This window comes from Actibacterium sp., from assembly GCF_041584535.1.
Taxonomy (GTDB): Bacteria; Pseudomonadota; Alphaproteobacteria; order Rhodobacterales; family Rhodobacteraceae; genus Actibacterium_D.
Window position 1 is genome coordinate 1 of the sequence record NZ_JBFHDW010000102.1, and the last position, 8,524, is coordinate 8,524.

The window sequence follows — 8,524 nt, forward strand, 5'->3', positions numbered from 1 at the left end:
CTGCCCGAGCAATACCGCAAACGGGCTAACTATGAAGGAGAAGCGGCATGCCCACCGGCACCGTGAAATGGTTCAATACCACCAAAGGCTATGGCTTTATTGCACCCGATGACGGGGGCAAAGACGTGTTCGTTCATATCTCGGCGGTCGAACGCGCCGGGCTGACTGGTTTGGCTGACAATCAAAAGATCAGCTACACCATGATCGAAGGCCGTGATGGCCGTCAGTCGGCAGGTGATCTGAAACCGATGTAAGCCACTGGCTTTCGCGATTTCGGGCCGGTTCGCGCTGCGGACCGGCCTTTTTCATGCGGTTTTCGCATATTTTTTCAGCATATTCGCGGTTTTCGGCCTATTTCTGTGCCGCCGCCCCGCCGTAATGCTGCGCCGCAGCATTTACAGGCCAAGACCAATGCCGGTCAATGCTAGGGTAAACCCACGATAACAAAACAACAGGGAGGCAAGCGCAAACGAGGCGCCTTTCCTCCGTGTCGCTTGCCTCCTGCCCTTACACCGGAGGCCGATATGCCTGAATTTCTGACGATCCTCGCCCTGTATTACGCCTGCGATCAGGCGGCCATGCAGACCGTGCTTAGCCCCGGACAGGCCGCCCAATGCGTTGACACCTATAGTCAGGTCAAGGCGCATTTCCTGACCCAAGACGAGTTGAACGCGCTGGCCGGACAGGCCCCGCAAGACCGAATCGTGGCGCTGCGGCAGGGCTATCCCCGCTTCAAAGCATGGGAAATCGCCAACCCGGACACGGTGCGCGACGCCCGCGCGGCGGCGGGAATCGCGGTGGCCGGACTGTGATTACCAGTCGAAATCCTGATGGCCCGAGCCATTCCCCGGCCCGATCCGAAACACACGACCAGTATAGCCCGGCGGCACATTGTCAGCTTCGACGAATTTGCCGCTGGGCAGACCTTCACAGAAGGTGCCATTGATGCCGGCGACAAGGGTCTGACCGGCCTGGCAATAATTCGCACCGGTCGTGACCGGCTGCGGCGGGATCGAGTTCAGCTCGCTTGGCTGGGTATAGTTCCACCGGATGGTGTAAGCGTCGGTCGAGGTCAGCGCGAGGGCTGAACCAGCCCCACAAAACAGCAGCCCCGCCGCAAGCGCGGCGTATTTGGTAATCATAGGTTTACCCCCACAAAATGTCTGGCTGCTCGAAATTTTATTATTAACAGAAGGTTACGCTGTTGACCGGGGGAGTCAATTTCTTAGCGCATCGTGAATGTTATTGTTGCCAAAATTCGAACAATAGCGGGCAATCCCGACCATTGGCCGCAAATCAGACTGCCGCCATCAGAATCCGTTTTCTGCATCAGATTGCTGGGCCACGGGCGTGGGCAACATATTGCCCACACGCCCGCAGGTGAACGGCGGGCCTTTTGACACGCCCGCCAGCAAAAGATCAGTCTTTCAGCAGCGCCTCGAATTCGCGCCACTCGCCTTTGCTCATGCCGGAAACTTCCTGGGTCACGGCCTCGCCTTTGACCATGCGGCGGATACAGTCGATCGCCTTGCCCGACAGGTTGGCGCCGCCCATGCGGTAATCTTCGAACGCCGAATAAGCCGCCGGAACCCAGTCGGCGACGACCTTGCAGATCTCGTCGGCATAGACCCGAATTTCATATTGCGCATGGGCGTCGGCGCGCAGCCGCAGGAAGTGGAACAGGTTGTGCAGGTCCACTTTCCAATACCACTGGGTGTAGATATTCGCCGGCAGGTTCATCCGCGCCAGTTCGCGCGCCAGACCTTGCTGGCCGTCCTGACTGATCATCGCCTCGTAATTGTCGTAACAGCGGGCGGCGTCGGATTTGAGGATTTCCAGAACCCGCGCGGCCTCGTCCCCGGTCAGCGCCTCGCCACGGCCCTGATTGTTCACCGTCGATTGCGCGGCGATGTGCTGGGCCTCGGGGATATAGAATTCGCGGTCCAGAATCGAATACCGGGCCGAGTATTCATTCACATTTGCGGTGCGGTGGCGGATCCACTGACGGGCGACAAAGACCGGCAGTTTCACATGCAGCTTGATCTCGCACATCTCGAACGGGGTGCTGTGCCAGTGCCGCATCAGGTAGCGGATCAGGCCTTCGTCATTGCTGACCGACTTGGTGCCCTTGCCATAGGACACGCGCGCGGCCTGACAGATCGCGGCGTCGTCACCCATATAGTCGATGACCCGGACAAAGCCGTGATCCAGAACCGGGATCGCCTTGTAAAGATGCGCCTCCATGCCCTCAGAGACCGCCCGCAGCGTCGGTTTCGGCGTCGCGCGCAGCTCGTCAATCTCGGCCAGTTGCTCAGGGCTCAGCGGCATTGGGGGGTCGTCCTTCTTCTTTGGCATCTCGAATCGTCACCCACTATATATAGGATATGCCAATCAGCAAATAACCATATCCAGAGCCGACACTTTCCAAAACTGATCTCGATTTTGGGCCGATATCGCGCCCGAATAGGGCAAGGCCCGAGCTTGTGTCGGATGGGTGTGTGTTCAATCTGCCCGGCAACTGAAACGAAAACGGGGGCCGTGGCCCCCGTTAGCTTTGCTCTGCGATGGCGTCTTAGTTGACGATCGTCGCCTCGGTCGAGGCGCGCAGGTCGTCTTCGGTGACGCCTTCGGCGCATTCGACGATCTTCAGCCCGCCTTCGACCACGTCCAGCACGCCCAGGTTGGTGATGATCCGGTCCACCACGCCCCTGCCGGTCAGCGGCAGGGTGCAGTCCTTCAGCACCTTGCTTTCGCCGTGCTTGTTGGTGTGGTCCATCACCACGACAACCCGGCCAACGCCCGCGACCAGATCCATCGCGCCGCCCATGCCCTTGATCAGCTTGCCGGGGATCATCCAGTTCGCCAGATCGCCGTTTTCGGCCACTTCCATCGCGCCAAGGATCGCCATCGCGATCTTGCCGCCACGGATCATCGCAAAGCTTTGCGCGCTGTCGAAATAGGCCGAGTGCGGCAATTCGGTGATCGTCTGCTTGCCAGCGTTGATCAGGTCGGCGTCAACCTTGTCGTCGGTCGGAAACGGCCCGATGCCCAGCATCCCGTTCTCGGATTGCAGCGTCACGTGGATGCCGTCGGGGATGTGGTTGGCGACAAGGGTCGGAATCCCGATCCCAAGGTTCACATACCAGCCGTCCTGCAGCTCTTGCGCCGCGCGGGCGGCCATTTGGTTGCGGTCCCATGCCATGATGCGGTCTCCTTAAGCTGCCGGGCGCGTGGTGCGCTGTTCGATGCGTTTCTCGTGTTCGCCCTGAATCAGGCGGTGCACGTAGATGCCGGGCAGGTGAATGTGGTCGGGGTCGAGGCTGCCGGTCGGGACGATCTCTTCGACTTCGGCGATGCAGATCTTGCCGCAGGTCGCAGCCGGCGGGTTGAAGTTGCGCGCGGTCTTGCGGAAGATCAGGTTGCCGGTCTCGTCGGCTTTCCAGGCTTTGACGATGCTGAGATCCGCAAAGATGCCGGTTTCCATGATGTATTCTTCGCCGTTGAAGATCTTGGTGTCCTTGCCCTCGGCGATCACGGTGCCGACGCCGGTCTTGGTGTAGAACCCGGGAATACCGGCGCCACCGGCGCGCATGCGCTCGGCCAGCGTGCCTTGCGGGTTGAATTCCAGCTCCAGCTCGCCCGAGAGATATTGCCGCATGAACTCGGCGTTCTCGCCGACATAGGACGACATCATCTTCTTGATCTGCTTGGTGTCCAGCAGTTTGCCCAGACCAAAGCCATCCACACCACAGTTGTTCGACGCGATCGTCAGGTCCTTGACGCCGCTCTCGACCAGCGCGTCGATCAACAGCTCGGGAATGCCACACAGGCCAAATCCACCAGCTGCGATCATCATGCCATCAAAGAGCAAACCGTCGAGCGCATCACTCGCGCTGCCGTATACTTTCTTCATGAAAATCTCTCTTTCTTGTCCAACCGGCCGGTTGCGGCCCGTTTCCGTTCAGACGCCGGGGCGATCCCCGCCCGCGTGCGCCAATTCGCTAGGGTGCGGCGCGACAAAATGATGCCGCGCCCCTTCAGAATATCGACCATCCGCGCATCGCTGAGCGGGGCATCGGGCGGCTCAACCGCGACCAGTTCGGCGATCATCGCCGCGATCGCATCCCCGGCAAGGCTTTCGCCGGTCTGACAGGTCACTCGCCCGCGACCAAAGAAATCGCGCAGCGGCAGCACCTGTTTCGGCAATTGCATCAACAGCCCGGCGCGAATCCGCCCGACGGTGGTTTCATGCAGACCCAGCGCTGCCCCGACCTCGCCGCTGGTCAGCGGTTTCAGACGGGTGCGGCCGTGGTCCAGAAACGCATGCTGATAAGCGATCACATAGCCCGCGACGCGCAGGATCATCTGGTTGCGGCGCGACAGGGTCCGCTCAAGCCAGCGGGCGGTTTCCAGCCCCTCTTTCGAATCCGGTTCGGCCAGACGCACGACGCGCACCTCGGGCGTCGAGGCCCGGTTCAGCGCCACCTGCCATTCGCCCAGTTCATCGCGGCTGACAACAAGGTCGGGGGCGCGGCGCAGCGCCGGGCTGGTATCGAATTGCGCGCCGGGCTTGGGATCAAGACTGCGCAGCAGCGCCACCATGCGCCCCAGTTCTTCGGCATCGACCGCACAGCGCTGGATCAGCGCCCCGGTGTCACCCCGTGCCAAGGCCGGCAGGTTGTCGAGCAGGCTTTGCATCGGCGGGGTCAGGGCCTCGGCCTCGGCCAGTTGTAGGGCCAGACATTCCGACAGTGACCGGGCGAACAGGCCGGTTGGCTCGATCCCCTGCAACTTTTCCAGCACCTGCGCCGCCTGTTCGGGTGTGCAGCCTGCGGTGCGGGCGACCTCATCGACGCTTTCGCCCAGCCATCCCGAGGGTTCCAGCGCCGCGACAAAGACCTCGGCGATCTGGCGGTCGCGCGCGGAATTGAACACCAGTCCGATCTGATCCTGCACATGGCCATACAGCCCCGCAACCTGCGCGCCGAACCGGTCGGGATCGAAATCACCAGCCCCGGCCATGCTGCCCGGCGTGACCCACGGCCGGCGCCGCTGCGGCGTCAGTTCAGGCATCGGCAGCGTGACCTGCAGGTTGGGATTGCGCGCGGCCTCTTCGATCAGCAGGCCGCTTAGTTCGGCATTGTCCAACTGCAACAGGCCAAGGGCGCGTTGCATGGTCTGGGTCATCCGTTGGGCGGGTTGTTGCGACAGATACTGACCATGGCCGCTCATGACGCGCCCTCCGGCGACACCACGGCCGCCCGCCGACCAAGGGCCGATGCGGGGATGCCGATCAACCGACAGGCGGTTGCCGCCGATCGGACAACATGTGTCATCTGCTTCTCCCAGAGCCGCGCCATGTGTCAGGCGCGACCCGTCTCCAGCACGGTGGCATAATTCGCCACCGCAGCGCCACCCATATTGACCACGACCCCAAGGCGCGGGTTGTCGATCTGAATGTCTCCGGCGGTGCCGGTCAATTGGCGAAACGCCAGCGCGTGCATCGACACGCCAGTGGCGCCAACCGGGTGGCCCTTGGCCTTGAGCCCGCCCGACAGGTTCACCGGCAAGCGCCCGCCGCGATAGACCGAGCCGTCATCCAGAACATCGACCCCCTGACCGGCGTCGCACAGGCCCAGTGCCTCGTACATCAGCAATTCAGCGATGGTGAAACAGTCATGCACCTCGGCAAAGCCCACATCCGCGACCCCAATCCCCGCCTCGGCATAGGCTTGTGCAACGGCGCGTTTCGGGCCTTCGAAACCCAGAATATCATGGCGCGACATCGGCAGGAAATCCGACACATGCGCGGCGGCGCGGATACGCGCGCTGCGGGCATGGGGCGCGGGATCGGCGCTTAGGACCACGGCGGCGGCCCCGTCGGAAATCAGCGAACAATCCGACAGGCGCAGCGGCGGCGCGATCAGCGGGTTCTTTTCGCTGATCTCGTTGCATTGTTCAAAGCTGAGATCGCGGCGCATCTGCGCCAGCGGATTGCCCAGCGCATTGGCATGGTTTTTTGCCGAAATGCGCGCCATCGAGGTCAGCGGATCGCCATAGCGCGCGGCATAGGCCTTGGCAGCAAGCGCAAAGACCTGAGGAAAGCTAAGGCTGGCCTCGGCCGGATCGCCCTGATACCCGGCGCGGCCAAGGGCGGTTGTCACCTCGGGCGTGCTGCGATGGGTCATCTTCTCGACCCCGACGACCAGCACGCGCCTAGCCTGCCCGGCGCGGATCGCGTTCATCCCGGCATAAAGCGCGCCCGAGCCGGACGCGCAGGCATTTTCGACCCGCGTCGCAGGCTTGAAGCGCAGCCCGTCATCGGCCTGATGCACCAGCGACGACGCGAACCCGTCATCGGCCATACCAGCGTTGAAATGGCCCAGATAGACCGCGTCGATATCCGCGCCCGAAATCCCGGCTTCGGCCAAGGCTTCGCGCGTGGCTTCGACGATCAGGTCTTCAAGGCTGCGCGCGTCGAACCGCCCGAATGCGGTGTGACCACTGCCGACGATGTGAATACTGTTCATAAGAGCCTCCTGATACGGGTCGAACCACAATGCCCGCGTTGGCCGCAGGGGGATATTGGGGGAAATACGTATGCGTATTCCTACGTAGTCAAATACGTATACGTCAGATTTCCGGATCGCTATACTGTGCGGATGAACACCAATGCCTCTCTTGCCGAACTTGGGTTTCTTGAATCGCCCATCGCGCAGCTGATGCTTGCGCACCGCCAGATTCTGCGGGCCAACCGGGCGGCGCAGACGCTGTTCGGCTATTCGGCCGAAGCGCTGGAAGGCCGGTCGGCGCGGCTTTTGTATCCCAGCCATGCCGATTTCAGCCTGATCGGCGCGCGGGCGGAAAAAGGCATGTCCGAGAACAAAAGCTACGAGGATCAGCGCTTTATGCAGATGGCCGATGGCACGATCTGCTGGATGCGCGCCCGTGGTGTGACGCTCAGCCCGGAGGACCCGTTTGCCTTGACGATCTGGGCGTTTGAGCGAACAGCCGAGCAGGTCACGCGGTCGGTCGATCTGACGCCACGCGAACAGGACATCGCGCGCCATGTCGTGAATGGGCGCACCTGCAAGGAAATCGGCCTTGCTTTGGGTATCTCGCATCGCACGGTCGAGGTGCATCGCGCGCGCCTGATGAAAAAACTCGGGGCGCGCAACACCGCTGAACTGGTGTCCAAGATCATCGTGGTCGGCTAGCCGCCGATCCTGCACCGCCTATGCGCCGGCACGGGCATCGCGCAGAAACCGGGGCTGGATCACGAACGCGCCCGAACTCAGCCCCGGGCGGGTGGCCAGCGGCATCCGCTCGCCCAACCAGTTGCGGGTCGCCAGATCGGGCTGTGCCGCCGCCCGCCGCAATGCCAGCGCATCTGCGGGCAGATCGGCCAACAGCGCACGGATCTCGTGTTCGTCCTCGGGGCTAAGGCCCTCGCCGATCACCACCACCGCACCCTGCCCCGCACTGATCGCGCCGTGACTGGGCCAGCGCGCCAGACGCACCGGCGCATAGGCGGTGGATTGGACGCATTGGATCGCCATCGGCGCCGTGATCCCGTCAACCGCCACGATCCCTTTCAGCCGCAGGATCTTGCCCTGCCAACGCCCAAGGATTTCACCGATCCGCACCGCAAAGCCCCGCCACGCCACCGGCTGGGGCAACCGCACCGAGAAACTGCGCACCCGGCCACTATGCGCATGTGCTGCCGTGGGCAAGGTCAGCGCCGTTGCCGGGGTCGCGGCAATCCCGGCGGCCTGACCCAGCCACAAGGCCAGATCCTGAGGCGCCTGTTCGGAGGCATATAGCCCGCCGCCAAATATCTTATCGACCGACTGGCTGGCGTCATCGACCTCAAGCCGCGGCGCGGCGGGGTTCAGTTCGGCCAACCTTTGCATCAGCGCATGGCGCGTCGCCCGGTCCGAAAGGTCAGTCTTGGACATCACCAGACGATCCGCCATGCTGACCTGCACGCGGGCCTCGCGGTGATGCGCCAGTTGCGCAAGCGCGTGGCCGCTGTCGACCACGGTGACGATCCCGTCACAGCGAAAGCGGGCCGAGGCGAACCGGTCTTCCATCAGCGCCCGCACCACCGGCATCGGATCGGCAAGACCGGTGGTCTCGATCACGACCCGCGACACCGGCGGAATTTCGCGCCGGGCCACGCGGTCGTGCAGCCGCTTCAGCTCGGCAATCAGATCGCCCTGAACGGTGCAGCACACACAGCCGGATTCGAGAATCACCAAGGCCTCATCGATTCGCTCGACCAGGTGGTGATCAATGCCGATTTCGCCGAATTCGTTGATGAACACGGCAGCCGATGCCATCTCGGGCAGGGTCATCAGCCGGTTCAGAAAGGTTGTTTTTCCGGCCCCAAGGAACCCTGTCAGCAGGGTCACAGGCACCCGTCCTTCGGCCTTGGGTTGGGCCAGAACAGCAAGATTTTCAGGCGTCGACATCGGTTTTCTCTCCCCTTTTTCAGTGAAAAGAGAAGCAGGTTTCGTTCCAG

The 8,524-nt window shown here is 62.5% G+C and carries 10 protein-coding genes; 3 read left to right on the forward strand and 7 right to left on the reverse strand.

Annotated features, from left to right (window positions below; genetic code table 11):
* Positions 1-47 precede the first annotated feature (47 nt).
* A complete protein-coding gene (locus ABYW26_RS06855) occupies positions 48-254 on the forward strand; it encodes a cold-shock protein (RefSeq protein ID WP_372604032.1) in 207 nt (68 codons plus the stop codon).
* A 270-nt stretch (positions 255-524) separates the two neighbouring features.
* Positions 525-812 (forward strand): hypothetical protein, encoded by a 288-nt coding sequence (locus ABYW26_RS06860; protein WP_372604033.1) that lies wholly within the window; start codon positions 525-527, stop codon positions 810-812.
* On the opposite strand, the gene ABYW26_RS06865 is transcribed toward ABYW26_RS06860, so the two are convergent.
* The 6 genes from ABYW26_RS06865 to ABYW26_RS06890 all read right to left on the reverse strand — a co-directional run bounded on the left by ABYW26_RS06865 (position 813) and on the right by ABYW26_RS06890 (position 6,530).
* The gene (locus ABYW26_RS06865) at positions 813-1,142 is read right to left on the reverse strand and encodes a hypothetical protein (RefSeq protein WP_372604034.1); all 330 of its coding nucleotides are present in this window, start codon (positions 1,140-1,142) and stop codon (positions 813-815) included.
* A gap of 277 nt (positions 1,143-1,419) precedes the next feature.
* Positions 1,420-2,328, reverse strand: coding sequence for an FAD-dependent thymidylate synthase (gene thyX, locus ABYW26_RS06870; RefSeq protein WP_372604035.1), 909 nt, complete (start codon positions 2,326-2,328; stop codon positions 1,420-1,422).
* A 244-nt stretch (positions 2,329-2,572) separates the two neighbouring features.
* Positions 2,573-3,202, reverse strand: a complete 630-nt coding sequence (locus tag ABYW26_RS06875; RefSeq protein WP_372604036.1) for a 3-oxoacid CoA-transferase subunit B — start codon at positions 3,200-3,202, stop codon at positions 2,573-2,575.
* 12 nt (positions 3,203-3,214) lie between these two features.
* Entirely contained in the window at positions 3,215-3,913 is a 699-nt protein-coding gene (locus ABYW26_RS06880) for a CoA transferase subunit A (RefSeq protein WP_372604037.1), read from the reverse strand.
* On the reverse strand, positions 3,910-5,232 hold the full coding sequence (locus ABYW26_RS06885) for an RNA polymerase sigma-54 factor (protein ID WP_372604038.1): 1,323 nt from the start codon (positions 5,230-5,232) through the stop codon (positions 3,910-3,912). The genes ABYW26_RS06880 and ABYW26_RS06885 overlap by 4 nt, the downstream gene beginning before the upstream one ends.
* Positions 5,233-5,363: 131 nt before the next feature.
* Positions 5,364-6,530, reverse strand: a complete 1,167-nt coding sequence (locus ABYW26_RS06890; RefSeq protein ID WP_372604039.1) for a thiolase domain-containing protein — start codon at positions 6,528-6,530, stop codon at positions 5,364-5,366.
* Positions 6,531-6,662: 132 nt separating this feature from the next.
* On the opposite strand from ABYW26_RS06890, the gene ABYW26_RS06895 reads away from it, so the two are divergent.
* A complete protein-coding gene (locus ABYW26_RS06895; RefSeq protein WP_372604040.1) occupies positions 6,663-7,217 on the forward strand; it encodes a LuxR C-terminal-related transcriptional regulator in 555 nt (184 codons plus the stop codon).
* Positions 7,218-7,235: 18 nt separating this feature from the next.
* Here the strand turns inward: ABYW26_RS06895 and ABYW26_RS06900 are convergent, their stop codons facing one another.
* The gene (locus ABYW26_RS06900; protein ID WP_372604041.1) at positions 7,236-8,474 is read right to left on the reverse strand and encodes a GTP-binding protein; all 1,239 of its coding nucleotides are present in this window, start codon (positions 8,472-8,474) and stop codon (positions 7,236-7,238) included.
* Between the last annotated feature and the right edge of the window lie 50 nt (positions 8,475-8,524).